Source organism: Rhodoglobus sp. (genome assembly GCF_053580035.1).
In genome coordinates, this window is record NZ_JBMDVL010000001.1 from 434,222 (window position 1) to 459,532 (window position 25,311).

General features: G+C 59.4%; 22 protein-coding genes. 7 read left to right on the forward strand and 15 right to left on the reverse strand.

Going from position 1 to position 25,311, the window contains the following annotated elements; genetic code table 11:
- Position 1 precedes the first annotated feature (1 nt).
- Genes ACOH1Z_RS02115 through ACOH1Z_RS02125 form a run of 3 tightly spaced genes read right to left on the reverse strand, consistent with a single transcriptional unit; the run spans position 2 to position 3,734 of the window.
- Complete coding sequence (locus tag ACOH1Z_RS02115; protein ID WP_449646843.1) at positions 2 to 1,681, reverse strand: ABC transporter ATP-binding protein; 1,680 nt, start codon at positions 1,679 to 1,681, stop codon at positions 2 to 4.
- Entirely contained in the window at positions 1,678 to 2,706 is a 1,029-nt protein-coding gene (locus ACOH1Z_RS02120) for an ABC transporter permease (RefSeq protein ID WP_449646844.1), read from the reverse strand. Before ACOH1Z_RS02120 ends, ACOH1Z_RS02115 begins: the two co-directional genes overlap by 4 nt.
- Positions 2,707 to 2,708: 2 nt before the next feature.
- Positions 2,709 to 3,734 carry an ABC transporter permease gene (locus tag ACOH1Z_RS02125; protein WP_449648178.1) on the reverse strand — a complete coding sequence of 342 codons (1,026 nt, stop codon included), beginning with the start codon at positions 3,732 to 3,734 and terminating at the stop codon, positions 2,709 to 2,711.
- On the opposite strand from ACOH1Z_RS02125, the gene ACOH1Z_RS02130 reads away from it, so the two are divergent.
- On the forward strand, positions 3,726 to 3,827 hold the full coding sequence (locus ACOH1Z_RS02130; protein WP_449648179.1) for a hypothetical protein: 102 nt from the start codon (positions 3,726 to 3,728) through the stop codon (positions 3,825 to 3,827). The two genes, ACOH1Z_RS02125 and ACOH1Z_RS02130, sit on opposite strands and share 9 nt — an antisense overlap.
- 85 nt (positions 3,828 to 3,912) lie before the next feature.
- Here ACOH1Z_RS02130 and ACOH1Z_RS02135 read toward each other — a convergent pair whose 3' ends face one another.
- The 4 genes from ACOH1Z_RS02135 to dusB form a co-directional block, all read right to left on the reverse strand.
- On the reverse strand, positions 3,913 to 5,538 hold the full coding sequence (locus ACOH1Z_RS02135) for an ABC transporter substrate-binding protein (protein WP_449646845.1): 1,626 nt from the start codon (positions 5,536 to 5,538) through the stop codon (positions 3,913 to 3,915).
- A 160-nt stretch (positions 5,539 to 5,698) separates the two neighbouring features.
- A complete protein-coding gene (dnaG, locus tag ACOH1Z_RS02140) occupies positions 5,699 to 7,633 on the reverse strand; it encodes a DNA primase (protein ID WP_449646846.1) in 1,935 nt (644 codons plus the stop codon).
- Between the two features lie 32 nt (positions 7,634 to 7,665).
- The gene (locus ACOH1Z_RS02145) at positions 7,666 to 8,910 is read right to left on the reverse strand and encodes a deoxyguanosinetriphosphate triphosphohydrolase (RefSeq protein ID WP_449646847.1); all 1,245 of its coding nucleotides are present in this window, start codon (positions 8,908 to 8,910) and stop codon (positions 7,666 to 7,668) included.
- Complete coding sequence (gene dusB / locus ACOH1Z_RS02150; RefSeq protein ID WP_449646848.1) at positions 8,900 to 10,066, reverse strand: tRNA dihydrouridine synthase DusB; 1,167 nt, start codon at positions 10,064 to 10,066, stop codon at positions 8,900 to 8,902. The genes ACOH1Z_RS02145 and dusB overlap by 11 nt, the downstream gene beginning before the upstream one ends.
- A gap of 57 nt (positions 10,067 to 10,123) precedes the next feature.
- Between dusB and ACOH1Z_RS02155 the strand changes: the two genes are divergently transcribed.
- The 5 genes from ACOH1Z_RS02155 (at position 10,124) to ACOH1Z_RS02175 (ending at position 15,820) form a co-directional block, all read left to right on the forward strand.
- A complete protein-coding gene (locus ACOH1Z_RS02155; protein WP_449646849.1) occupies positions 10,124 to 10,603 on the forward strand; it encodes an aminoacyl-tRNA deacylase in 480 nt (159 codons plus the stop codon).
- On the forward strand, positions 10,603 to 11,043 hold the full coding sequence (locus ACOH1Z_RS02160; protein WP_449646850.1) for a hypothetical protein: 441 nt from the start codon (positions 10,603 to 10,605) through the stop codon (positions 11,041 to 11,043). Before ACOH1Z_RS02155 ends, ACOH1Z_RS02160 begins: the two co-directional genes overlap by 1 nt.
- Positions 11,044 to 11,377: 334 nt before the next feature.
- Complete coding sequence (locus ACOH1Z_RS02165) at positions 11,378 to 13,060, forward strand: glycosyltransferase family 2 protein (protein WP_449646851.1); 1,683 nt, start codon at positions 11,378 to 11,380, stop codon at positions 13,058 to 13,060.
- Positions 13,057 to 13,791, forward strand: coding sequence for an efflux RND transporter periplasmic adaptor subunit (locus ACOH1Z_RS02170; RefSeq protein WP_449646852.1), 735 nt, complete (start codon positions 13,057 to 13,059; stop codon positions 13,789 to 13,791). Before ACOH1Z_RS02165 ends, ACOH1Z_RS02170 begins: the two co-directional genes overlap by 4 nt.
- 4 nt (positions 13,792 to 13,795) lie before the next feature.
- Entirely contained in the window at positions 13,796 to 15,820 is a 2,025-nt protein-coding gene (locus tag ACOH1Z_RS02175; protein ID WP_449646853.1) for a glycosyl hydrolase, read from the forward strand.
- Between the two features lie 123 nt (positions 15,821 to 15,943).
- Here ACOH1Z_RS02175 and ACOH1Z_RS02180 read toward each other — a convergent pair whose 3' ends face one another.
- From ACOH1Z_RS02180 to ACOH1Z_RS02200, 5 genes are all read right to left on the reverse strand, one after another.
- Positions 15,944 to 16,093 (reverse strand): hypothetical protein, encoded by a 150-nt coding sequence (locus tag ACOH1Z_RS02180; protein WP_449625371.1) that lies wholly within the window; start codon positions 16,091 to 16,093, stop codon positions 15,944 to 15,946.
- 3 nt (positions 16,094 to 16,096) lie between these two features.
- Positions 16,097 to 16,765, reverse strand: coding sequence for a DsbA family oxidoreductase (locus ACOH1Z_RS02185; RefSeq protein ID WP_449646854.1), 669 nt, complete (start codon positions 16,763 to 16,765; stop codon positions 16,097 to 16,099).
- The gene (locus tag ACOH1Z_RS02190) at positions 16,762 to 17,439 is read right to left on the reverse strand and encodes a putative endonuclease domain-containing protein (protein WP_449646855.1); all 678 of its coding nucleotides are present in this window, start codon (positions 17,437 to 17,439) and stop codon (positions 16,762 to 16,764) included. Before ACOH1Z_RS02190 ends, ACOH1Z_RS02185 begins: the two co-directional genes overlap by 4 nt.
- Before the next feature lie 742 nt (positions 17,440 to 18,181).
- The gene (locus ACOH1Z_RS02195) at positions 18,182 to 19,567 is read right to left on the reverse strand and encodes a glycine--tRNA ligase (protein ID WP_449646856.1); all 1,386 of its coding nucleotides are present in this window, start codon (positions 19,565 to 19,567) and stop codon (positions 18,182 to 18,184) included.
- Positions 19,568 to 19,622: 55 nt separating this feature from the next.
- Entirely contained in the window at positions 19,623 to 20,669 is a 1,047-nt protein-coding gene (locus tag ACOH1Z_RS02200) for an aminotransferase class V-fold PLP-dependent enzyme (RefSeq protein ID WP_449646857.1), read from the reverse strand.
- Positions 20,670 to 20,751: 82 nt separating this feature from the next.
- Here ACOH1Z_RS02200 and ACOH1Z_RS02205 point away from each other — a divergent pair, with 82 nt between their 5' ends.
- On the forward strand, positions 20,752 to 21,714 hold the full coding sequence (locus tag ACOH1Z_RS02205) for a LysR family transcriptional regulator (RefSeq protein ID WP_449646858.1): 963 nt from the start codon (positions 20,752 to 20,754) through the stop codon (positions 21,712 to 21,714).
- On the opposite strand, the gene ACOH1Z_RS02210 is transcribed toward ACOH1Z_RS02205, so the two are convergent.
- From ACOH1Z_RS02210 to nadB, 3 genes are read right to left on the reverse strand one after another with little or no spacing between them, the layout of a single operon-like run.
- Positions 21,684 to 22,874: a cysteine desulfurase family protein gene (locus ACOH1Z_RS02210; protein WP_449646859.1), complete on the reverse strand. Its 1,191-nt coding sequence runs from the start codon at positions 22,872 to 22,874 to the stop codon at positions 21,684 to 21,686. The two genes, ACOH1Z_RS02205 and ACOH1Z_RS02210, sit on opposite strands and share 31 nt — an antisense overlap.
- Positions 22,874 to 23,731 (reverse strand): carboxylating nicotinate-nucleotide diphosphorylase, encoded by an 858-nt coding sequence (gene nadC / locus ACOH1Z_RS02215; protein WP_449646860.1) that lies wholly within the window; start codon positions 23,729 to 23,731, stop codon positions 22,874 to 22,876. The genes ACOH1Z_RS02210 and nadC overlap by 1 nt, the downstream gene beginning before the upstream one ends.
- A complete protein-coding gene (gene nadB / locus ACOH1Z_RS02220; protein ID WP_449646861.1) occupies positions 23,728 to 25,311 on the reverse strand; it encodes an L-aspartate oxidase in 1,584 nt (527 codons plus the stop codon). The genes nadC and nadB overlap by 4 nt, the downstream gene beginning before the upstream one ends.

The following is a 25,311-nucleotide window of genomic DNA, read 5'->3' on the forward strand; positions in this document are numbered from 1 at the left end:
CTCAATAATCTACGGCAGTCAGCGACCTCAGTGCTTCGCGACGCTCAGCTTGTTCCCGAGGATCAGGAACCGGAAGCGATGCAAGCAAGCGCTGGGTGTACGGATGTTGCGGATTTCCCAGCACATCAGAGCCAACGCCCTCCTCAACAAGTTGCCCCTTGTAGAGCACAGCGATTCGGTCAGAAAGCATGTCGACAACGGCGAGATCGTGGCTGATAAACAGCGCCGCGAACCCGAGATCGCGCTGAAGGTCAGCGAACAACTCAAGAACCTTCGCTTGCACCGACACGTCGAGCGCACTCGTCGGTTCGTCGGCAATCAGCAGTCGAGGGCGCAAAGCCAATGAACGAGCGAGGCTGGCGCGTTGACGTTGGCCACCGCTCAGTTCGTGTGGATAGCGATCACCGAATGCACGCGGCAATTGCACCGCTTCGAGAAGTTCATTCACCCGACCGCGGGCATCTTTGGCATCCTGAGCCTTACCGTGAACGATCAGCGGCTCGGCTACGCACTCGGCGATGGTCAGGAGTGGGTTGAAGCTCGATGCCGGGTCCTGGAAGACGAAACCGATATCGCTGCGGACCGGCCGAAAGTTGCGCTCCTTGAAGTGCAACATCTCGTGACCAAGAACCTGCAGCGAACCACCCGTGACCTTGTTGAGACCGCCAATGGCGCGCCCAATCGTGGTCTTGCCCGATCCACTCTCGCCAACAAGACCAAGAACTTCACCGGGAGAGATGCTGAAGCTCACACCATCAACCGCGCGGAATGCAGGCTGACCGAAACGACCAGGAAACGAGATCCGCAGATCTTTCGCGACGACGACAGGTTCGACCTGAGAGTCGCCCCCCGCATCCTTACGGTCAACGACGCGAGCGGCAGCGCGCGCAGCACCGGTTCCGACGCGAGGAACGGCAGCAAGAAGCTTCTGGGTATACGGGTGCTTCGCAGAGTCAAAGAGTTCCTGTGCCGGAGCCTCTTCAACGAGCTTGCCCTGATACATCACTGCAACACGGTCAGCAAGGTCCGCGACGATACCCATGTTGTGGGTAATCAGGATTATTGCAGCACCAAATTCGTCCCGGCACAGGCGAAGCAGGTCAAGAATTTCTGCCTGCACTGTGACATCCAGCGCCGTAGTTGGCTCGTCGGCAACAATCAGCTCCGGCTCGAGCACGAGTGCCATTGCAATAACCACTCGCTGTTTCTGCCCACCAGAGAACTGGTGGGGGTAGTAGTCGACGCGCTTCTCTGGCTCAGGAATTCCGACCTTGCGAAGAATCTCAATCGCCTTGACGCGAGCCTGCTTTTTGTTCACCTTGCCGTGAGCGCGGAGGCCTTCGGCAATCTGCCACCCGACCGTGAAAACCGGGTTGAGAGCAAGTGACGGCTCTTGGAAGACCATGGCGACATCGACACCGCGCAATTCGCGAAGTCGCTTGCCAGACATCCCGACGACGTCTTTGCCATTGAGCAGGATTGCACCACGCGCAACAGCGGTCTCGGGAAGCAGCCCGAGTACGGACTTTGCCGTAACGCTCTTTCCACTTCCGCTCTCGCCGACGATCGCCAGAACTTCGCCAGGAGCAAGCGTCAGAGAGACGTCGTCTACAGCTTTTACATCTCCGCCATCAGTGGCGAAGGTCACTTCGAGATTCTTGATCTCAACAATGTCGCTCATGAGCGAGCCTCCAAAGGATCCATCGTTGTCTCATCGCCATCAAGATCAACCGTGTTCAGAGCGGAAGTCTCGAGGATAGGCGCTGACTGTTCGGCACGACGACGTGTGCGCAGTCGGGGATCCGCGAGGTCGTTCAGGCTCTCTCCCACCAGAGTGATTCCCAGCACGACGAGCACGATAGCCAAGCCGGGGAACAGCGACGTCCACCAGATACCGCTCGTGACATCCGAAATCGACTTGTTGAGGTCATAACCCCACTCCGCCGCGGCAGAAGGCTCAATGCCGAAGCCAAGGAAGCCGAGGCCCGCCAGCGTCAGAATTGCTTCCGAACTGTTGAGCGTGAAGATGAGCGGTAACGTGCGAGTGGCATTGCGGAACACGTGACGGAACATGATGCGAGGTGTACTCGCACCCAGAACCTTTGCCGACTCCACATACGCTTCTGATTTGATTCGCACCGTTTCTGCTCGAATCACCCGGAAGTACTGCGGAATATAGACAACCGTGATTGAGATGGCCGCAGCGAATACACCGCCCCAGAAACTCGAACGACCACCGCTAATGGCAATTGCCGCAACAATCGCGAGCAACAGCGTAGGAAACGCATAAACGGCGTCGGAGATGACAACCAAGACGCGGTCGAGCCAACTGCCCAAGTAGCCAGAGACCAAGCCAAGGAGCACCCCGGCGAAGATCGACAATGCGACCGCGACCACGATCACCAGCACCGCAGTCCGCGATCCCCAGATCACGCGAGAAAGCACATCGTAGCCACCAACAGTGGTGCCAAGAATGTGCTCACCACCCGGAGGAACCTGAGCACCAAAGGTGCCGTCATCGTCACGCAATTGCGAGAACCCATAGGGCGCAAGCAAGGGCGCGAACAGGGCAGTAAACAGGAAGATTCCCGTCAAGATCAGACCAGCAACGAGCATCCCGCGCTGGAGGCCCACCGCCTGACGAACCTGATGGACGACGGGCAAACGCCGCCAAATACGTACGAACCGTGAGGGTGTTGTATTCATGATCAGTACCTCACTCTCGGGTCGATGATCGCCGCAATTATGTCGACAATGAAGTTGGTAAGAGCCACGATGACCGCCAGCAGAACCACAATTCCCTGCACAGCAACGAAGTCACGGGCGCCCAAGTACTCGACGAGCTTGAAGCCAAGACCCTTCCACTCGAACGTGGTCTCCGTCAGCACCGCGCCTCCAAGCAAGAGTGCGATCTGCAGACCGATCACCGTGATGATCGGGATAAGCGCTGGCTTGTATGCGTGCTTGCGCACGAGACGGAACTCACTCACACCACGTGAGCGGGCGGCATCCACATAGTCCATCGACAACGAGCCGATGACGTTGGTGCGCACGAGACGCATGAAGATGCCAGCAGTGAGCAGACCGAGCGCTAGGCCGGGCAGCACCGCATGCGACAGCACATCTCCGATTGCGGCTGGGCTGCCAAGCCGGAACGCATCGATAATGTAAATGCCCGACTTGTTGTCGAGAGTGCTGAGCTGCAATTCAGTGCGAGTGGATGCGCGGCCGGCAACAGGCAACACCTTGAGCCACACAGCGAAGACCAGCTTGAGCAGCAGCCCCGCGAAGAAGACCGGGGTGGCGTAGGCGAGGATCGCGGCAACACGCAGCACTGCGTCTGGCCACTTGTCGCGGAAGTACGCCGCAACCATTCCCAGCGGAATACCCACAATCAGTGCAACGAGAATCGCGTAGGCCGCGAGTTCTAACGTGGCGCTTCCATACGTCACGAGCAGCTCTGAGACCGGGCGACCGTCGGTGATCGCCGTGCCGAAGTTACCGGTAAAGATCTGACCCAAGTACTCGAAGTATTGAACCAAGATCGGGCGGTCGTAGCCGGCAGAACTAATGCGCTCTGCAAGCTGAGCGGCCGTCAGGCGGCCACCAAGTGCCGCCGTAATGGGATCACCGATCGACCGCATCAGCACGAACACCATCGTTACGAGGATGAACACGGTCGGGAAAATTAGCAAAAATCGAACGATAAGAAAACGAGCGAGAGGATTTGTGATCCCCCGAGGACGCCTAGTGGGCGTTGGAGACGGTGCCGGATCAATCACGGCGGAAGCAGACTGCGACATACCTACCTATCGTGCAGAGGATGAAGACGAGGAGGTGACCCACATTGTGTGTGGGCCACCCCCTGTTCGTCACAACGTTAGACAAAGGTCTAACTAGAGCGAAATGCCCCTATTTTGCCAAGCTACCGTAACGGAACTTGAACGAACCATCGAGCGTAGCTCCGGTAACGTCCTTGCCAGTCACAGCGATCTGCGCTCCCTGAAGGAACGGAACGGTTGACAGCTGAGCCGCAACCTTCGCCTGGATTTCCTCGATCATTCCCTCACGCGTGGCAGGGTCGAGTTCGGTTGCTTGAGCAACGATCAGATCGTTGACTTCAGCATCCGCGTAGTGGTTTCCGAGGAAGTTACCATCACCGAAGAACGGGGTCAGGTAGTTGTCAGCATCGGAGTAGTCAGGGAACCAACCCAGCTGGTAAGCGGGGTAAGCATCTGCCGTGCGCTCCTTGGCGTACGTAACCCACTCAGTCGACTGCAGGTTGACGTCGAAGATACCGTCAGCTTCGAGCTGGCTCTCAACAAGCGCGTACTCGTCACCCGAGGACTCACCGTAGTGGTCTGGGTTGTACTGCAGGTTGAGTGTCACAGGAGTTTCCACTCCGGCATCAGCAAGACGCTTCTTCGCTGCGTCGACGCTCGGTCCACCTTCACCATCGCCGTAGAGGTCCTTGAGAACCTCGGTTGCACCGGTGAGTCCGTCAGGAACGTAGGAGTACAGGGGCAGGTAGGTGCCCTTGTAAACCTGGTCAGAGATTTCCTGACGGTTGATGAGGTCAGCGACGGCTCCACGAACAGCAAGCGACTTCGCGGCGTCAGCCTCAGGAGTCGCAGCACCGAACGGCTGGGTGTCGAAGTTGAACACGATGTAGCGGATCTCTCCACCGGGGCCAACGACGACATTGACGTTGTCATTGCCCTCGAGGTCAGCGACGTCCGTTGCCGAAAGGCTACGGTGCGCGACATCAATGTTTCCCTCTTGAACATCGAGCTTCAGGTTCGAAGCATCGGTGTAGTACTTAAGAGTGATGCTGTCGGTCTTCGCAGCGCCAAGAACACCCTGGTAGTCAGGGTTGGCCTTGAAAGCAACAATGTTGTTGAAGTCATAGCTGTCGATGACGTACTGGCCGGCGAAGGCCATGCCATCAACGATGTCAGCATCGGGAGTAACGGAGTCAGCCGAGAACACCTCTTCGTCAACGATCGGCGCAGCAGGGCTCGACAGAATCTGTGCGAACGTCTGGTCGTTGCCGTTCTTCAAGTGGAAGACCACGGTGGTGTCGTCAACGGCGTCAACGCTGTCAATGTTGCCGAGAAGAACCGAAGGTCCATTTTCGTCATTGATTGCGACCTGGCGGTCGAAGCTGAACTTCACGTCAGAAGACGTCAAGTCATTGCCATTAGCGAATTTCAAGCCCGACTTGAGCACAACCGTGTACTCATCATCGCTCGTGTACTCAGCAGATTCTGCAATGTCAGGTTCAACATCGGAAGTGCCGAGCGGCGAGTTGAGCAGGAACGGGAAAACCTGGTTCATTAGTGCAAACGAACCGTTGTCGTACGAACCGGCCGGGTCGAGGAACGTGACCTTGTCAGTCGTGCCCACGATAAGCGACTCAGAACCGCCACCGCCGGAGGAATCTCCCCCAGCTTGGCAGCCAGTCAAAGCGAGCGCGAACGCTGCTGAACCGGCAACTACAGCAAGGACTCGCTTGCTGTTCTTGGATGCGGATGTCATATCCGTCTACCTCTTCCTGTTGCGTGCAGAAAATGCGACGGCGCGTTTGTAGGCGCCGCGCATCGTAGTTCACCAATGGAAACACAAATTGGCCGGCAAGCACTACGTTGTTGGTACCCAAATGAACGATATTTACACGAACGCAACCAAGCGAGGAAAACTAGGAGTCTTCGCGCAGGGCACGACGCTCTGCTTCGATCCTCATCAGGTCACGCTGGGTCTGCACATAACGCTCAGGATCACTCTCCCGGTCCATGCGCTGAAGCACGCCGAGAAGCTCCCGCTTTTGGCGCAAAAGGTCGCGCTCAACCAGATCGGTCGTGATCTGAACGCAATACACCGGGATGCGTTCTTCACGCTCAGGAATCGGCGCGACACTCAATTGCTTCACAAAGGTCGAGAACGACTGCGGAACCTCATCGGCAACCGCCGAAGCCCAACCAGGTAGTAGCGCTCGATCCACCAGCGAAGCGATCGCATCCCGCACAACAGCGAGGGTGTTGTCGGCAAACGAAATCTGAGTCAGTTTGCGGATGAGTTCGTCACCAACGACATCCGGATGCTGCAGTACTGCCATCAGCGCATCGCGCTCCAACCGCGTGGTTGCGTCTGTTTTCAGGCTCATGATCGACGGGCCCTGCTCCTGAGGTGGTTCTCCCGACGAAGCAGCGGAGCCAGCGCCATTGCGTGCGTTCGAACTCTCCGGTGCACTCTCACCAGCACGCGAATTTGTCGCAGCGGTCGCCGAAGCAGCGCTCGGCGCCTGACGCTTCGCCGATGTCACCGCACTCTGAACTTCGCTCGGTTCCATCCCCAGCCAACCCGCAACGCTGCGCACATAGCCAACACCAAGCGCTTGATCCCGAATCCCCGCCACTACAGGAGCTGCAGCCCGCAGCGCAGCCACGCGACCCTCGACAGTCTCAAGGTCATGAACAGCCAGCTCGCGGCGGATCTTGAACTCAAACATGGGCTTGCGCGTGCTCACGAGGCGACGCACTGCGCCATCCCCCTTCTTGAGCCTCAAATCGCAGGGATCAAGACCGTCAGAGGCAACAGCAACAAAAGTTTGTGCAGCGAAGCGGTGTTCCTCAGCGAACGCGCGGTTCGCCGCTTTCTGGCCAGCCTCATCCGGGTCGAAGGTGAAAATCACTTCGCCGGTAGCTGTGGTGTCTGCGTTGTCGTAGTCGCCGATCATCCGACGCACAATCTTGATGTGGTCAACGCCAAAAGCGGTGCCACAGGTAGCAACGGCGGTCGTCACTCCGGCAAGATGGCAGGCCATGACATCGGTGTAGCCCTCAACAACCACGATCTGCTTGCTGCGCGAGATGTCTTTTTTGGCAAGATCGAGACCGTAGAGCACCTGGCTCTTGTGATAAACGGGAGTTTCGGGAGTATTCAGATACTTGGGGCCCTTGTCGTCGTCGAGAAGCCGACGCGCACCAAAACCGAGAGTCTGGCCGGTGACATCGCGAATGGGCCACACCAGTCGCCCCCGGAACCTGTCGTAGTAGTCGCCGCGCTCCCCCTTGCCAATGAGCCCAGCGATGACGAGCTCATCCGAGGTAAACCCCAATGAGTTCAGGTGCTTCGCGAGAACGCCGCCACGAGGAGCGAAACCAATGCCAAAGCGCTCGGCTGCCGACTGATCGAAACCACGTTCACCCAAGAACGTGCGCCCCGGTGCCGCTTCTGGAGTTGACAACTTGGCAACGAAGAAGTCGGATGCCGCCTGATTAGCAGCAAGAATGCGGGCACGATTGCCGTGATCAGTTGCAGCGCCGCCGTCCTCATAGTGAAGTTCATAGCTGATCCGGCCGGCGAGGCGCTCAACTGCTTCGGAGAAGGAGACATGGTCCATGCGCTGCAGGAACGTGAAAACGTCACCGCCTTCTCCACAACCAAAGCAGTGGTAGAAACCGACCTGAGGCCGAACATGAAAACTGGGGCTGCGCTCTTCGTGAAAAGGGCACAATCCCTTCATCGAACCGGAACCAGCACTCTTGAGAGCGACGTAGTCGCCAACAATGTCGGCGAGATTGGTGCGCGAACGCACCTCGTCGATATCGCTTCTCTTGATAAGGCCAGCCACAATCGTAATTGTAGGCTTACCGCGGTGTGACTCTAGCCAACTAGGCGTGTATGCCACGCAATCGCGGACTGATCGGTGAGGCTCGCCACCTGATCTACTACGGCCCGCTTGCGTTGGTGATCGTTCTCAGCGGAATTCCAATCGGCAGTGAACCCGGAATCGAGATTGCGGGGAGCTGTCCACAACAACACATCGGCCAGCTCGGTGAGTACATCGCGCTGTTGCTGGTAGATCGGTCGGCGAGCGTTCGTCGACATCACAAAGGCGGCAACGATCCCCTTGAGCACCGCAATCTCCGCCTGAATCTCTTGGGGAATGATGAGGCTTCCCCCGAATCGTGCCAGAGCGTCTGTGGGATATGCCTCGCGTGTGGCCTGGACGGCAGCACCTGCAAATCGGCCAATGAGCTGACTCGTCAGATTCTTGAGCCGACCATGGGCTGCCCGACTGCCATCCCACTGATCGATCCACGGATCAAGCAGGTCGAGGCGATCGAACGCCGCGATCAGTTCATCGTGCGTGAACTCGCCACCTATCCACGCAAACATCGACTTCACAAGATCGTCGTGATTTACTCTGGCGCCGAGCGCCGTCACATCCACAAAGTCGCCAACAATGGCATCCTCAAAGTCGTGAACTGAGTAGGCGATGTCGTCCGAGAGATCCATCACTTGGGCTTCGATGCAGCGCTGGCGATCAGGGGCACCAGCTCGCAACCACTTAAACGCGGCAGTGTCATCGTCAAAGAATCCATATTTGCTGCGACCACTCGGGTCAGGGATGCCCTGCGCGCTTGGCCACGGATACTTTGTGCTCGCATCCAAACTCGCGCGGGTGAGATTAAGCCCATAGCTGCGGCCATCGGGACCAAAAACTTTGGGCTCGATGCGAGTCAACAGACGCAGGGTTTGAGCGTTGCCCTCGAAGCCACCAATGTCTTGCGCCCATTCGTTCAAGGCTCGCTCACCGTTGTGGCCGAAAGGCGGATGCCCGAGGTCGTGAGAAAGGCACGCAGTGTCGACCACATCGGGGTCGAGACCGAGGCTGTCGGCAAGCTCGCGGCCCACCTGGGCAACCTCGAGCGAGTGAGTGAGACGGTTGCGGGCAAAGTCGGTGCCCATCGTGGGGCTCAAGACCTGAGTCTTTGCGGCTAGACGGCGCAGCGCGCTCGAATGAAGCACTCGCGCACGGTCGCGCGCAAAATCGCTACGACGACTCGAATGCTGCTCGGGAAACCAACGCTCGGCGTCAGCCTCTGTGTAGCCCTTAGCCGCCACTGGTGCTCAATTCTGCTTGGTTGAGTTCACTACGGTGTGTCTCCTGCAGTTCGCGGCTATCGAGCCAGCCCTGCGGAAGCGATGGCTTTTTCGGGGTTCCCGCACGACCACGTTGGCCCTCAGCGTCAGCACCAGGGTACTGCTGGTTCCAGTCAAGCTGAGCAAGCAATTCGTCTAGCTGAGCCAGGTCGTGCACGGTCGCCATCGCCGCACGCAACTCGCCACCGACCGCATAGCCCTTAAAATACCAAGCGACATGCTTGCGGATGTCGCGGCACGCGCGATCCTCATCGCCGAAGAATTCCACCAGCAGTTCGGCATGACGCTTGAACGCGATGGCAACTTCGCCGAGTGTTGGCTCCGCCTTGAGCGACTCTCCTCGGAACGCCGCAGCGAGGTCACCGAAGAGCCACGGACGACCGAGGCAACCGCGACCAACAACGACTCCGTCGCATCCGGTCTCATCGACCATGCGCAAAGCATCGGCTGCACTCCAAATGTCACCGTTGCCAAGAATCGGTGTATCGGTGATGGTGTTCTTGAGCTTTTCGATCGCTGACCAGTCGGCGGTACCGGAATAGAACTCGGCAGCCGTGCGCGCATGCAAAGCGATGCTGGCGACGCCGGCGCCCGCGCCAACGCGAGCAGCCTCGAGATACGTCAAATGGTCAGAATCGATGCCCTTGCGCATCTTGATCGTCAACGGAACATCGCCGGCAGCTTTCACGGCACCTTCAACGATCTCCCGGAACAAATCGATCTTCCACGGGAGCGCCGCTCCCCCGCCCTTGCGAGTGACCTTGGGAACGGGGCATCCGAAGTTCAAGTCAATGTGGTCTGCACGGTCTTCGGCGACCAACATCGTGACCGCTTCAGACACCGTCTTAGGGTCAACCCCATAGAGCTGGATGCTGCGCGTCGTCTCTGACTCGTGGTGCGTGATGAGTCGCATGCTTTCGGGCGTGCGCTCGACGAGAGCTCGGCTCGTGATCATTTCGCTGACGTACAGGCCAGCGCCGTATTCGCGACAGAGCCGGCGAAAAGCGGTGTTGGTGATGCCGGCCATTGGCGCCAAAACGACCGGAACATCGAGGTCGAGGTTACCGATTGAGAGCTGTGGCGCGACACGCGGGTCGGCAGGGGCAAGAATAGTCACACATCAATTGTCCCATGTCGCGCCTGAACCGGCGGTGCGCATACCGGAAGGCCCCTAATGACGGCAGGAACCGACCGCGTTCGCGACGATGCCGAGCGCCGCGGCATCCCAATCGAGATCGTCGAACGCGCACCAGCCACCTCACTCGAGCACGCCGCCGAGCTGCTCGGCATTACCCCAGCCGAAATCGTCAAGTCGCTCGTCGTCAAGCGCAGTGACGGCAGCTACCTCTTTGCCTTGGTTCCCGGCGACCGCCAAATCTCTTGGCCCAAACTGCGGGCCGTCGTCGGTGTCAATAAGTTGCGGATGCCCGAAGCCTCCCTCGCGCTCGAGGCCACCGGATTTGCGCGCGGCACCATCACACCACTCGGCAGCAGCACCGCCTGGCCTGTGTTCGCCGACGAACGCATCGCCGGCAAACGAGTCTCGATGGGATCAGGAGACCACGGCTACACCGTCTGGGTGGTTGCCGATGATCTCATCAGTGGACTCGACGCCACCCTCGCCGACATCACAACCGAAGCAGGAACCGAATAATGGCACTCGACAACCACCCCAATGTGTTTCGCTTCGAAGGACGAACGTGGGTAAGCGAAGCTGAAGGTGAACAAGCCCTCGAACAGCTTCGCGCTCAGAGAGCGTGGGACAAAGAGAACGCACGGCTCCAGCGCTGGTGGGTCGCCATCACGATCGGTGCCGTTGTCGGTGTAGCAGCGACGCTGGCACTCGGCACTGCAGCCGAAACCGATCCAACCGGCTACCTGCTTCTGCTTCCGCTCGGATTCGGAATCGGCGCCATCCTCGGTGCACTCATCAATAGACGCTTCAATGCCCGGGACGGACATCACCAGTCACTACCGGCACGCCCAACAACAGTGCCGCTAACGCAAGTTCCCTCACGAGTCGCCAAGGCGGCACCAGAGCACGCGACCGCAGCAGAAATCATCGAATGGTCGGGCCGCGGCTTCGTCGGATAAGCCGCCCATGTTACGAACACGCTAAGAGAAAGTAAACAATTGCCTTTTCTCTTGGCTACCCCCTGTTGAGGGGCAACTCCCTGCCGTACGGTAGGGCCAACAACCCGCCTGACCCGCGAAACCCGCCCCACCCGCGAAACCCGCCCCACCCGAGTTATTGAAGCACTGATTTCTCAGGCCTGCGACCTACCCCGTCGCACGGCCTACCTGTATGCACGTCAATGATGCCGCTGTGACAATCCGGTCGCATTCATTACCCTCCGCGCATCCGACCACGTCATGGTGAGTGTTACTCGTGCTGCGTCGCAGAACACTTCTCCCGAAAGAAGCCAGAATGGCGACCCTGCAATCTCGCCTTGAGGCGACTGCGCGAGCAACCGCACGAGCAACCCCAGAAGGTTCACCCGCTCCGCGCATCACCGAACCAGTAAAAGCACAGTCACCATCGCTCGTGATCCTCGTGATGATCGCGACCCTCGGCATCCTTGCCTACGCATCATTCCTGCTTAACCCCGCAAGTCGTGGAGACTGGCTGCCGTACACGCTCGTCATCATTGCCGAAACGATCCTCATCCTTCAGGCACTGCTGTCCATGTGGACAATTCTTTCGGCTTCGCAAGACCCTCGTGGCTTTGCATTTCACGACGCGAAATCCAAGCTGTTTCACGATCGCGACATTCTGCGCGATGGGCTAACAAACTCGCCATCCCTCTGGACCATGTACCTCGATGAGACCGAAGCGACCACCGACGTCTTCATCACCACCTATGGCGAACCCGTTCACGTCATTCGCGAAACCGTGACCGCCGCGCTAGCAATGCGCGGTGCCCACATCACCTGGGTTCTCGACGATGGGCGATCTGACGAAGTTCGCGACCTTGCTGCAGAGCTGGGCGCTCGGTACGTGCGCAGACTCAGCTCCGGTGGCGCAAAAGCGGGAAACGTCAACCACGCCCTCAGCTTGGCCAAAGGACGATTCTTCGCGATCTTCGACGCAGACTTTGTGCCATCGCCCGACTTCCTCAACGAAACCATCCCCTTCTTCTCAAGCAACGAAGTCGCGTTCGTGCAAACCCCGCAAACGTACGGAAACTTGCACAACGTCATCTCCCGCGGAGCCGGCTACATGCAGTCGGTGTTCTACCGCTTCATTCAGCCCGGACGAAATCGGTTCAATGCCGCATTCTGCGTTGGCACTAATGTCATTTTCCGCAGGGCAGCCATCGACGACATCGGAGGTATTTACACCGACTCCAAGTCAGAAGATGTGTGGACGTCACTCATGCTCCACGAGCGCGGGTGGCACACGATCTTCATCCCGATGACGCTTGCCGTCGGCCATGCTCCCGACACTGTCGAGTCGTACACGAAACAACAATTGCGTTGGGCTACCGGCGGCTTTGAAATTCTGCTCAATCACAACCCTTTGAGCCGCAAACGAAAGCTCACCCTCGACCAGCGACTCCAATACTTGGTGACTGCATCCTTCTACCTCACCGGAATCTGTCCCCTTCTACTAATGGTCGTCCCCGCACTCGAAATCTACTTCGATCTCCGACCTATGAATTTGTCGACCACCGTCGTCACCTGGGTGCTCTTCTACGCCGGGTTCTATCTCATGCAGATTGTGCTCGCGTTCTACACCATGGGCTCGTTTCGTTGGGAGACACTCATGCTCGCAACCGTGTCAGCGCCCATCTACCTCGCGGCACTCATCAACGTCCTCACCGGAAAAGAGCAGTCGTGGAGCGCAACCGGTGACCGTTCGAAAATGTCATCACCGTTCAACTTCATGATTCCCCAAGTGCTGTTCTTCGTCTTCCTGCTCCTGACCTCATTCGTGGCCATCTTCAGAGATATAGACAATGGCGTTCTTACCCTCGCAACCGGGTGGAACGTCACAAACACGATCATCATGGGCAGCTTCGTCGCCGCCGCCATGCGCGAACATGTCTCGCTCAGCCGCACCCATCGGTTGGCTAAACACCTCCTCACCCTGAACGGAACTCCAGCATGACGTGGCGCAGCAACCTCAAACTATTCGTCGGACTCATCGTCGTCTTCGCCCTGGTGTTCGGGTTGACCATCGTCTTCACCCAACGCCAGGCTCAAGCCACCAGCGTCTCCGCATCAATTGCAGCAGAGCGATACCCCGTCGGCATCGACTACGGGGGAACCCTCGTGCGCAGCTTCATCACCGAAGACGACCAAAGAGTGACCGCGGGCGACGTGCTCTTCACCCTCCAGAGCCCCTCGCTTCAAGCCGACCTCGCCGAGGGACTCCTCAAGCCCGAGACCGTCGCTTACACGGTGACCGACGACGGCATGATCACCCTTACAGCTGCCGTTTCTGGAACCGTGCGAGACGTCACAACAAAGCCCGGATCGTTCGTTCAGGCAGGGCAGGTTCTCGCGACAATCGAAAAAGCAGGCTCACTGTCGGTCGTCGCGCAGTACGAACTCACCGGGCGGGACTACTCCCGCATCGGCGAAAGCGCACCCGTCACGCTCCTACTGCCCAATGGCGCAAGCATCGACGGCTCCGTCTCAACCATCGACGTGCAGACCGTAGACGGCCAAGCCGAGACGACGATCCGTGTTGAGAGCGATGCCCTCACCGATGGCGCGTTCAACGGCCTCGTGAAAGCCGGAACGCCCGTCACCGCCACACTGCAATTGAGCGACAACGGCATCCTGGCCGGAGCCTTTGATGGCATGGCCGACTTTCTGAGAAAGATCGGCCTGTAGTCGCGTGGCGAGCGCTCAGCGAAAACTCGCTCTGCTGGCAATGATGACAGTCATCATGTCCGTCAGCGGATGCACGAGCGCAACAACCGCATCCACCACCCCGGTTAACCCCTCTGGCGCTATATTTCCCGACAGTAGTGTCGCTCCGCTCATCGCAGAACTGCCGGCACAAACGGTAACCGCCCTCCCCCACGCACGACTCGCTGACGGCCTCCTCCCGCCCACCAACACATGGTTCGCCGGAATGGTGTTCGGCGCTGAGCCAATGCCCGTCTTTCCCTTGCCGCTGGGATTCCAGATGACGGAAAACGGTTTCGCGATCGGAGTCCCCAACGTCGTCACCAGCAAGAATCTCATTGCCGGAGGGTTCTTTGCCGCGCTAACGGCCGATTTTGGCGCAGACGACTATGCCATAACCGACTATGACGAGGCGTCGGTCACGATTGCGAGCAGGATCAGCGGAAAAGACATCGGCACAACAGTGATCGCCGAAGGATCCCCGTTCGTGAGCTTCACCGCATCCGAACCAGTAAACGTCACCCTCGGACAACCACTCACAGCCGGCACCGAAGCATGGACCACCACGATCGAAGGAACCCAATACGGGCTCGTCAGCAACGGAAAAATGACCGAGTCGGGATCCGAACTCAGACTCTCCCCCGGCCAAATCGCCACATGGTTCGCCGTCGCCGACGGAGGATCGCTCGACGACTACGTGACAGCCGCGGCATCCCCCATCGTGAGCACGAGTATCCGTTACTCGGTAGCTGACGAAACAACAACCACAAGCATCGCCTACACAACCGCCGATGGTGCAGCGACGATAGTGGCCGCCATGCCGCACCAGTATGCCGCGCTCTCAGACGACACAACCTGCGACACCGGCAATTGGAAAAGTGTCTACGGGCAACTAAATGCCTGCACCGTGACCGAGCTCACCTGGTCGGTGCCCACCCAGAAACCGACCGGATCACTTGACCTATCGACCCTTTCCGACGAGAACAAGGCTCTGCTCGCGGCACAACTAGAAGTGGATGTCGCCTCCACGCTCGCCGCCCCCGCTGACACCTATTTCGGCGGAAAATGGATGTACCGCCTTGCCAACATGCTCGACATCGCCCATCAACTCGGCGAGGACGATCTCGCCTCAACCATCACAGATCAGCTCGTCCGCGAAATGGATATCTGGACCGCCCCCGACGGATGCGTCAATCGCACCGAGCGCTGTTTCGTCTACGACGAAGACGCCCGCGGAATCGTCGGACGTGCCGCTTCCTTCGGATCAGACGAATTCAACGATCACCACTTCCATTACGGCTACTTCCTGTACGTCGCAGGAGTAGTGGCCGCCAGCGATCCCGCCCTCGTCGAAAAATGGGCGCCCGTGATCAACTTGCTCGCGGCCGACATCGCCGTCCAAGGCGACAGCAGCTACTTTCCCGAACGTCGAGTCTTCGATGCCTACGCTGGACACTCCTGGGCAAGCGGCACATCGCCCTTTGCCGCCGGAAACAATCAAGAATCAAGTTCAGAAGCTGTCAGCGCCTGGAACGGACTAGCGTTGTGGGCCAAAGCAAGCCACCAACCAGAACTTGCAACAGAAGCACAATGGATGCTTTCAGCAGAAACCGCATCAGCACTGGCCTACTGGACAAACTTTGACACAAGCGCAGAAGTTTACGACGGCTTCGACCACACCATCGCGTCACTCAACTGGGGCGGAAAACGAGACTACGCCACCTGGTTCAGCGCCGAACCGAGCGCCATGCTTGGAATCCTCGTACTACCCATGAGCCCTATCGCTGGATATCTGGGCGATGATCCCGAACGAGTTCGCACAAATCTTGCCGAAGCGGCACCGAACGGATACGACGTGCTGTTCGGCGACTACCTACTGATGTACACGGCGCTTGCCGGCCCAGAAGAGGCGGCGCAGGCACTCCAAGAGAGCGCAAATCTCAACGAGGATCGCATCGACGATGGCAACAGCCGAAGCTATCTGCTCGCGTGGGTAATGAGCCAACTGTAGATGTCGTCCGCCATCAGCTCTAGGACTCTAGGCGGGGCGGCGTGGTAGAACATCCTGACGCCACGGATTAGTCAGATGCTGTTCGCGACCGCGACGTGAATGTGGGTTCACTTGCAGGAAGCCTTAGACGAGTCCTTCGTCGATCTGACGGTTCACAAATGCCTGAGAACGGTGATCGTCAACGATGCAGGCATCACCTTCGCAGACACCGACATTAGGGTCACCAACCTGCTGTAGGGCGAAGGTCGGGATTGGCTTCGTTGCGGCATCCATTAGTTACGCATCTCTCTCAGTAAGTACCTGTGTGAGAACGTTAGCGAAAGTTTCACTTTCTTGCGCGCCTGAAACCCCATATTTTCCGTCAATCACAAAGAATGGCACGCCTTGGATGCCATATTGCATGGCAACTTCCATGTCAGCTTTCACCGCAGGGAGGTACTCGCTCGACTCGAGCGCGCTCACGACTTCGTCGCGATCGAAGCCAATAGATGCTGCAATGTCTGCAAGGTCAGCGACCCGGCCAACGTGTTCGGTCTTCACAAAGTACGCCTCGAGTAGGCGTTCCTTCATCTCGAGCTGACGGCCGTGAGCCTTGGCGTAGTGAAGAAGTTCGTGGGCTTTCACTGTATTAGTTTGGTGAATGTGCTCGTAGTCATAATCAAGTCCGAGGCTCGTTGCGATGTCGGTGACGCGGGTCAGCATCTCCTCAACCTGGGGCATGGGGAGCCCTTTGCGTTCGCTCAAGAACTGAATCGGCGTGCCTTCGTACTCGACGGGAGTATCAGGTGCCAGCTCGAAGGAGTGGTACTCGATGTCGACAGCAACGCCTGAGCTGTCGACAGCGGCTTCAAAGCGCCGCTTTCCGATGTAGCACCAGGGGCACTGAACATCCGACCAGATGTCGACTTTTACGGGGGCAATCGGGTGTGCAGCAGTTTCATTCACTGTGACTCCAACGTCTGCGCGGCGCGGTTATTCCCGCTTGTGCCCGCCAATCCCCGCGGCTCGCCGCCAACGCCCTTCGGAAACTCAGGAAATATGGCAGAGGCAGACTGCGGAGCCCCGAGAACACGGGGCTCCTCGGGCCCGTCCTGTCGAAAGTCCTGAGTTTCCGAAGGTGCGCGGCGCGTGCCGCGTGCGCGGCGGCCTCCTGAAGAGTGCAACGCAAGCGCGACGTCCAACGCTTGCTCGAATAAGCCCCACTGGTGGAACACCATCTGAGCGCTCACGCTCATCGCATGGAACCCAGCGATCGTAATCTCGATTCCCTTGAGGTGGTCTTCCTCAAAAGTGTGCGCGTGAAACTGTCTGCCATTGATCTCGAGACCGATAATTCCGTCAATGACCATGTCAATGCGCTTGCTCCCCACTGGAACCTGAATTTCGACGCTGTGCCCCGCAAGCTGCAATCTCGTACGCGCGAGACTTTCCGGGAGACTCTCGCATCCACCGTCAGCCCACGAACGGAAACGATTTTTGTGGCCGGGGAGGTCGATGATCAGCCGCTCGAGGTCGAATAGGTCGATTCGCTCGCTGTGCAGAGCCCAATCGAGAGCTGCGACCGCCGTCTCATGATCCTCATCGAGGATCACGCGGCGAAGGGCCTCGAACACGCTCACGCACCAAACAGTTCCCCAATCGCTCCTGGTAGGCGGATCCCAATGCAACTGGACCCCACGACGCGTTCCAATCGGTTTCCTTCGATTCCACTGGCTGCGCAGCCGCGCCGCGTTTTGCGGAACAGAAACATGCAACGGATGATCGCCGAGAACCCACCCGCCCCAATCTCGAATAGCCGAAATGCCGGTCAGCCTCCCGCCGACCCGAACGGCTCTCACTCTAGGCTCGGAAATATCCAAAGTCGTGTACCAACCTTGCCGCGCTCTCGTTACTACGCCGTCCTTGACGGCGCGCGTCAAGTCACAGTCCCTCGCACCAAGCGCGACCAGCTGGCGCTTCTGGGCTATTCCACCCAGACCGTCCACTAACGCATCTACTTCCACCATGTATGCCAGCATCTTGCGCGCCGGCCGTCATTGGATGGCTGTGTTCACGTTGGTGGAGTAGCTGCAACCTTCGGAAACTCAGGAGATTGGCGAAGCCACCACCTCACTGCCAAGTAAGCAGCCGGGCCACGGATCGCGCGACTCAGGTTTTCCTGAATTTCCGAAGGGGACTACGCGGCTGTCGGGACAAAACCGGTGTCGGGACAAAACGCTGTCGGGACAAAACCAGTTTCGGGACAAAACCGGCGGTGAAACCGCGGGATAACCTGCGCCGCGAACACCGCGAATGCCCCGGCGACGGCAAAACAGGTGCGCGTGGCCCCGAGCGGATACCGCCCGGGGCCACGCGAGACTGCTAGCAGCCGATGAGCTCTTGCGCGAGGTAGCCGCGCAACTCTTCGATGGGCATACGCTTCTGTTCCATCGAGTCGCGCTCACGAATTGTCACAGCGTTGTCATCGAGCGAATCGAAGTCGATCGTGACACAGAATGGTGTACCGATTTCGTCTTGGCGGCGGTAACGACGGCCAATTGCGCCGGCGTCATCGAAGTCGACATTCCAGTACTTGCGGAGGTCCGCCGCAATACTGCGAGCCATCGGCGAAAGGCGTTCGTTGCGCGATAGCGGCAGAACGGCAACCTTTACCGGCGAGAGGCGACGGTCAAGACGCAGCACTGTGCGCTTGTCGACACCACCCTTGGCGTTAGGCGCCTCATCTTCGGCGTAGGCATCAATGAGGAAGGCCATGAGAGCACGGGTAAGTCCGAACGCGGGCTCAATGACGTAGGGCGTCCAGCGCTCATCCTTGGCTTGGTCGAAGTACGACAGGTCTGAGCCTGAAGCTTCCGAGTGCGTGCGGAGGTCAAAGTCGGTGCGGTTGGCGATGCCCATGAGTTCGCCCCACTCTCCGCCAGCAAAGCGGAAACGGTACTCGACATCCACTGTTCGCTTGGAGTAGTGCGACAACTTCTCTTGAGCGTGCTCGTAGAAACGCAGGTTCTCGGGCTTGATGCCGAGGTCGGTGTACCACTTCATGGATTCGTCGATCCAAGTCTGGTGCCACTCTTCGTCCGTGCCGGGCTCGACGAAGAATTCCATTTCCATCTGCTCGAACTCGCGGGTACGGAAAATGAAGTTTCCGGGCGTGATTTCGTTACGGAATGACTTGCCAACTTGGCCGATACCGAACGGCGGCTTCATGCGGGCCGCGCCCATGACGTTGGCGAAGTTCGTGAAGATGCCCTGAGCGGTTTCGGGGCGCAGGTAGTGCATGCCCTCTTCGTTGTCGACGGGGCCGAGGTAGGTCTTGAGGAGTCCGGAGAAGTTTTGCGGTTCGGTCCATGATCCGGGCTGGCCGGTGTCAGGGTCGCGGATGTCGGCAAGCCCGTTCACGGGAGGGTGGCCGTGCTTCTCTTCGTAGGCTTCAAGAAGGTGGTCGGCGCGGTAACGCTTGTGGGTGTGCAGTGATTCGACAAGCGGGTCAGAGAAGACCTCGACGTGGCCGGATGCTTCCCAAACTTTGCGAGGAAGGATGACAGCGGAGTCGAGCCCGACTACGTCTTCGCGACCTTGAACGAAGGTCTGCCACCACTGCTTTTTGATGTTCTCTTTGAGGGCGGTTCCCAGTGGGCCGTAGTCCCAGGCTGAGCGTGAACCGCCGTAGATCTCTCCCGATTGGAAGACGAAACCTCGGCGCTTGGCGAGGTTGATAACGGCGTCGAGGGGGTTAGGCGTAGCCACAGAAACTCCAATAGTCAGCCGAGCTGGATGCACGGTCGGCGGATGACCAGTTTAGCTAGACGCGCAGCGCGGCGATAACCGCCGCGACGTCGTCTTCGTTATTCCAGAGGTGGAATGCAGCGCGGAGCCGGCCAGCGCGACCGGATGCGGTGATTCCGGCGGCCGTGAGTTTGGCAAGATCTGCGCCCGTCTCATCCGGCCAGGTCACGATCGCTTGGTTCTGGCGTTCGATGCCGAGGGCATCACAGAGTTGGTTGGCTAGGCCGGTGCAGTGCTCCCAGACTTCGCTGATATCGAGGTCGGCGAACATGGCGATGGGATGCTCGGCCCCCACCCATGCTTGCCACGCAGGTGAGACATCGTATTGGCGAGCATCCTTAGCAAGTTTCATGTCGGTGCCATAGACGCTGCCCCAGACATCCGCTCCCGCATACCAGCCCGCTTGCACTGGCGTGACGTGTTCGGCAAAATCCTCGGAGATCGTGAGGAACGCGACGCCGCGGGGCGAACACAGCCACTTGTAGGCGTGGCAGACAGTCGCATCGAATTGGGTGGCATCCACAGGGTAAACGCCGGCGGCCTGGGTGATGTCGCAGAGAGTGCGTGCTCCGTGGGTGGCTGCCGCTGCGGTGATTGCCGCAACGTCGGCGACTTTACCGTTGCAGGATTGGATGAGCGAGAACGCGACGAGCGCGGTGCTGTCGGTGATGGCATCCGCAAGTTCGGCCAGCGGGACTGCACGCACGACGAGGTCAGGGTGTTGCAGGAATGGGTACACGATGGAGGTGAAGTCGGATTCGACGACGAGCACTTCGGAACCCGTCGGCAGTGAGCACGCAATGAGCGATGCCATAACCGAGGTCTGCGAACCGATCGCGACGCGGGCTGCATTGATTCCGACTAGGCGCGCGTAGTGGCCTCGGGTGCGTTCGACGATATCGCCGTAGTTCATGGGGTTGCAGGTGGCTCTGGCCCACTGCCCCAGCTTTTCGGTCATTTCGGTGACGGCGGCACACGTCGGCAGGCCCATGGTGGCGGCGGAAAGGTAACCGCGAGTATTCGCGAAACTTTCAATCGCGTTCGTGAGCGCTGGGGAGGTCATGCCTCCATGATGGCTCGCATGACATTCATGCGACAAGAGCATGATTGGGATATAAAGAATCACATTTGGTTATGCTTTTACTATGGACACCACGCCTGACCTCCTGACGCTGCGCATCGTTCGCGCCATCTCTGAACACGGCACGATCAGCGAGGCAGCCCGTGCCCTCGGCTACAGCCAACCGGCACTGAGCCAACACCTCACGCGCGCGCAGACTCGTATTGGGCTCGCACTCGTCGTCCGCTCTGGCCGCGGCGTGCGCCTCACTGAGGCCGGTCGCGCTCTCGCCAGCCACGCCGTAACCGTACTCAATGCCGTGGATGCCGCGAGCGCCGAACTCTCCGAGTTGGCCGGTTTGTCGAGTGGAACAGTGCGCATCGCGGCTTTCCCGACGGCGTCGTCGACGCTGATTCCGCCCCTGATTCGTCAATTGCGGCAGCAGCATCCGAATTTGACTGTCAATTATGTGGAGGCTGAGCCTCCGCAGGCCTTGCAACTGCTGCGGGATGGGGCTGCGGATGTGGCGATCACGTTCTCGTATCCGGAAGACCGGGCTGACCCGCATTTGTCGCGCGATGGCGGCCATACGACAGTGCCGCTGTTTACGGAGCCGGTGGTGCTTGTACTGCCCGACACTCATCCCCTAGCGAAGGCGGACAGCGTGAGCCTGGCCGACCTGACCAACGACCCGTGGATCGCGGGGTGCACCCTGTGTCGTGGCCATTTACTTGCCCTCTGTAATCTCGAAGGGTTCGCGCCCGAGATCGGGTTGGAGACGGATAACGCTCTCGCCGTATTGAGCTTTGTCTCGCGCGGCCTTGGGGTTGCGCTTCTCCCTCAGTTGGCACTGTCGTCGCTGACGCTGCCGGAGGGTGTGAGCATCCATGCTCCGCAACCGTCGAGTGAGCGCACCATTCAGTACGTGATTCAGCCAGGGGCGACGAGGATTCCGAGTGTGGCAACTACTGTCTTGACTCTCACTGCGCTTGGCGGAGCTGCCTGGGGCTTGAAGGACTATCCCGAGAGTGAGCGCACCGCGCGGTAGGCGGTTTCTATCTCAGCGGCGACGGCGGCGAGTTGCTCGCCGGTTGTATCCCCGCTGAGGCTGAAGCGCACCGCGGTCTGGGCGATTTCTTCGTCAATGCCCATTGCCGTAAGAACGTGAGAGGCATCATCGCTGCCGACAGCGCACGCTGAGCCTGCAGAGCAGATGATTCCTGCGCGGCCGAGTTCGAGCAGGAGCGATTCTCCGCTCGTGCCGGGGAAGCAGAATGAAGCATTGTTGGGGAGACGCTCGGGCGCGCGCCTTTCCGTCTCGTCGTCATCACTGACTGTCGCAGCCCCGAGCGCGGGCCCGGTGAAGATCGCGTCGGGTACGCGCGTCAACACGTCAGCAACAAAGTCATTTCGCAGTTGCGCGATACGCGCGGCTCGCTCGACCCGGTCGCTTTCGGCGAGCGCCAGCGCATGCGCGAAACCGACGGCGCCGGCGATATTTTCGGTGCCAGAGCGTTTGCCTCGCTCTTGGCCTCCCCCGTGCAGCACAGGCTCAAGACTGCGGCTGCCCTTGATAATCAGCACACCGATTCCTTTTGGCGCCCCTAGCTTGTGTCCAGACAGGCTGAGCGCGACGACGCCAAGCGCTGCAGGGTCGAGAGGGAGCCATCCAGCGGCTTGCACGGCATCCGTATGCATGGGCACCCCGTGGGCGCGGCACAGTTCGGCAATCGCCGGGATGGGCTGAACAACACCGACCTCGTTATTGGCGTACATGATTGTGCACAGAGTCGTGTCTGGGCGCAGTGCTTCGCGAACCTCGGCGAGATCGACACGGCCGTGGCGGTCAACCGGCAACACAGTGACCTCGAATCCGTGGATGCGCTTCAGATAGTCGACCGATTCGAGCACAGCCTCATGCTCAACGGCACTCGTGACGATATGACGCCCGCGAGGCTCAGCGAGCGCCAACCCTTTGATCGCGAGATTGTCTGACTCCGTGCCGCCCGAGGTGAAGATGACATCGGATGCCCGACACCCGATCGAGGCAGCAACGCTCTTGCGTGCGGCATCCAGGGCACGTTTCGCGGACTCTCCCAGCTCGTGATGGCTAGAGGGGTTACCGAAGTCTCCCGTCAGCAGCGGCCACATCGCTTCGAGCACCTCGCGGCGCACCGGTGTGGTTGCTGCTGAGTCGAGAAAAATCATCAGGCCGCTGCGCTCACCGCAATATCGAGACCAAGGTCAAGTGAGCGCACACTGTGAGTGAGCGCCCCTACCGAGATGACGTCAACACCGGTCGCCGCAATTGCCGCGACGGTATCGAGGTTGACTCCCCCACTCGCCTCGACGATGGCGCGGCCGGCAACCAGCGCAACACCGGCGCGAAGGTCATCTGTCGAAAAGTTGTCGAGCATGATCGTGTCGACGCCAGCCGAAACAACCATTTCGACCTGATCGAGACGGTCAACTTCAACCTCAAGGTGCGTCGTGTGACCGATGCGGGCGCGAGCACGGCGGATAGCTTCACCCAGATCGATACCCTCGGCCGCGAGCACAGCAAGGTGGTTATCTTTCGCCATCACGGCATCCGACAAACTGAAGCGGTGGTTATGTCCGCCACCGCAGCGCACAGCGTGACGTTCCAGTGCACGCAGGCCCGGCGTCGTCTTGCGCGTATCGACAATGCGCGCATGAGTACCCGCCACCTGTGCGACGTACGCCGCCGTCTGGGTAGCGATGCCGGACATCCGCTGGCTGAGGTTGAGGGCTATTCGCTCCGCCCGCAACACCGCACGGGCGTTACCCGAGACGGTAGCTAGTTGCTGGCCGGCGGTGAACGTGTCGCCATCGCTGATGTGCAGCGTTACCTCGGCGTGGGCATCCACGAGCAGGAAGGTGCGTGCAAAAACTTCGAGTCCGCTTGCGACACCGGGTTCGCGGGCGTTGAGTACGGCGGTTGCGGTGGCCGTTTCGGGTACAAAAACTTCGCTCGTTACGTCACCCCAGGGGGCATCTTCGGCGAGTGCCATCAGGATGACAGTGTCAACAAGTTCGGGATTCATCGCTTGGCCGTCTCTGCTTGGTCTTCTACTGCGATGCGATCTTCGGCGGGGATGAAGTCTCCTGCCACGTTCACTGCGGCCCACCGCGTGGAGAATGCGAGTTCTTCGCGCGTTTCGGGGAAGTCGGTGCGTTCATGAGCGCCGCGAGACTCTTGGCGACGCAGCGCAGCAACAACGACGAGGCGCGCCAGGTCGAGGAGGTTGGCATTTTCGGCACCCTCGACGGTGTTCGCTTCGGAGTGCCAGCTCGCGAGGATTGTGGCTGCTTCTTCAAGGCGGGAGGCATCGCGTTCAAGACCGACGTGGGTCCACATGAGCTCTCGCAGTTGGTCGCGAGTGAATGGTTCTTTGCCCGTGATTTCGAACTGTGGCTCGAGAACGTCTACCTCGATCGCTCGCTGAGGCTCGTTGAGTGCATCGGCTGCGCGCCATGCAAAGACGAGTGACTCAAGCAACGAATTGGAGGCGAGACGGTTAGCGCCGTGCACACCGGTGCAGGATGCTTCGCCAACCGCGTAGAGACCGCGAACGCTCGTGCGGCCGTCGATGTCGGTGCGGATGCCGCCCATCCAGTAGTGCGCCGCTGGCGTGACTGGAATGGGTTCAGTGCCCCAGTCGAAGCCATGCTCGGTACAGACTTCAGTGATTCCGGGGAACCGTTGTGCCAAAAACTCGGTGCCGAGAGCCGTCGCGTCGAGCATGATCGGGCGGCCGTCTTGCTTCTCCATGGCGCGGGCAATCCCGCGGGCGACAACGTCGCGGGGTGCGAGTTCGCCATCGGGGTGCACATCGAACATGAATCGCTTGCCGTGTTCGTCGAGCAGTGTTGCACCTTCACCGCGAACGGCTTCTGAGACGAGCGGATTGCCGGGCACCGCCAGCGAAGTGGGGTGAAATTGGAAAAATTCGACATCGGCGAGAGCTGCACCCGCACGGTAAGCAGCAGCGACACCATCACCGGTCGTCACGAAGGGGTTGGTGGTGTGCTTGTAAAGCTGACCCGCCCCACCGCTAGCAAGAACAACAATGTCGCCATCGATCACTCGCGAGTTTCCATCGGGAGCAATGACATCGATTCCGGTGACTCGGGGCTTTCCGTCAGCATCCGTCTCGGTCACTAGATCGCGCATAAACGTATACGCGTAGGTTTCCACGGCAAGAGCTCGAACGGCGCGCAACAACGCAACCTCGATCGCGAGACCTGTGGCATCCCCACCCGCGTGAATGACGCGGCGCGAGGAGTGCGCAGCCTCGTGGCCGCGAGCAAGCTCACCATTGGCAATGCGGTCAAACTCAACCCCGAGAGAGATGAGTTCTTGCACGCGCAACGGGCCCTCACTGCACAGAACTTCTACAGCATCCCTCTCGCAGAGGCCGGCGCCTGCCCGCATCGTGTCCGCGACGTGACTGGCAACCGAATCATCGGGGAACAACACTGCAGCAACACCACCCTGGGCGTACTTCGTGTTGCTCTCCGCCATCTCCGCCTTCGTCACGAGAACCACATCGTGGTGCGCGCTCGCCCGGTAGGCGGTGATGAGCCCCGCAATTCCCGTGCCGACAACAATGACCCGTGCCAT

Excerpts from the sequence above, each read along its gene's own strand:
- ACOH1Z_RS02115 (WP_449646843.1), bottom strand. The coding sequence starts at position 1,681 with ATGAGCGACATTGTTGAGATCAAGAATCTCGAAGTGACCTTCGCCACT.
- ACOH1Z_RS02120 (WP_449646844.1), bottom strand. The coding sequence starts at position 2,706 with ATGAATACAACACCCTCACGGTTCGTACGTATTTGGCGGCGTTTGCCC.
- ACOH1Z_RS02135 (WP_449646845.1), bottom strand. The coding sequence starts at position 5,538 with ATGACATCCGCATCCAAGAACAGCAAGCGAGTCCTTGCTGTAGTTGCC.
- ACOH1Z_RS02155 (WP_449646849.1), top strand. The coding sequence starts at position 10,124 with ATGACGGCAGGAACCGACCGCGTTCGCGACGATGCCGAGCGCCGCGGC.
- ACOH1Z_RS02160 (WP_449646850.1), top strand. The coding sequence starts at position 10,603 with ATGGCACTCGACAACCACCCCAATGTGTTTCGCTTCGAAGGACGAACG.
- ACOH1Z_RS02165 (WP_449646851.1), top strand. The coding sequence starts at position 11,378 with ATGGCGACCCTGCAATCTCGCCTTGAGGCGACTGCGCGAGCAACCGCA.
- ACOH1Z_RS02170 (WP_449646852.1), top strand. The coding sequence starts at position 13,057 with ATGACGTGGCGCAGCAACCTCAAACTATTCGTCGGACTCATCGTCGTC.
- ACOH1Z_RS02180 (WP_449625371.1), bottom strand. The coding sequence starts at position 16,093 with ATGGATGCCGCAACGAAGCCAATCCCGACCTTCGCCCTACAGCAGGTT.
- ACOH1Z_RS02200 (WP_449646857.1), bottom strand. The coding sequence starts at position 20,669 with ATGACCTCCCCAGCGCTCACGAACGCGATTGAAAGTTTCGCGAATACT.
- ACOH1Z_RS02205 (WP_449646858.1), top strand. The coding sequence starts at position 20,752 with ATGGACACCACGCCTGACCTCCTGACGCTGCGCATCGTTCGCGCCATC.
- ACOH1Z_RS02210 (WP_449646859.1), bottom strand. The coding sequence starts at position 22,874 with ATGATTTTTCTCGACTCAGCAGCAACCACACCGGTGCGCCGCGAGGTG.
- nadC (WP_449646860.1), bottom strand. The coding sequence starts at position 23,731 with ATGAATCCCGAACTTGTTGACACTGTCATCCTGATGGCACTCGCCGAA.
- nadB (WP_449646861.1), bottom strand. The coding sequence starts at position 25,311 with ATGGCACGGGTCATTGTTGTCGGCACGGGAATTGCGGGGCTCATCACC.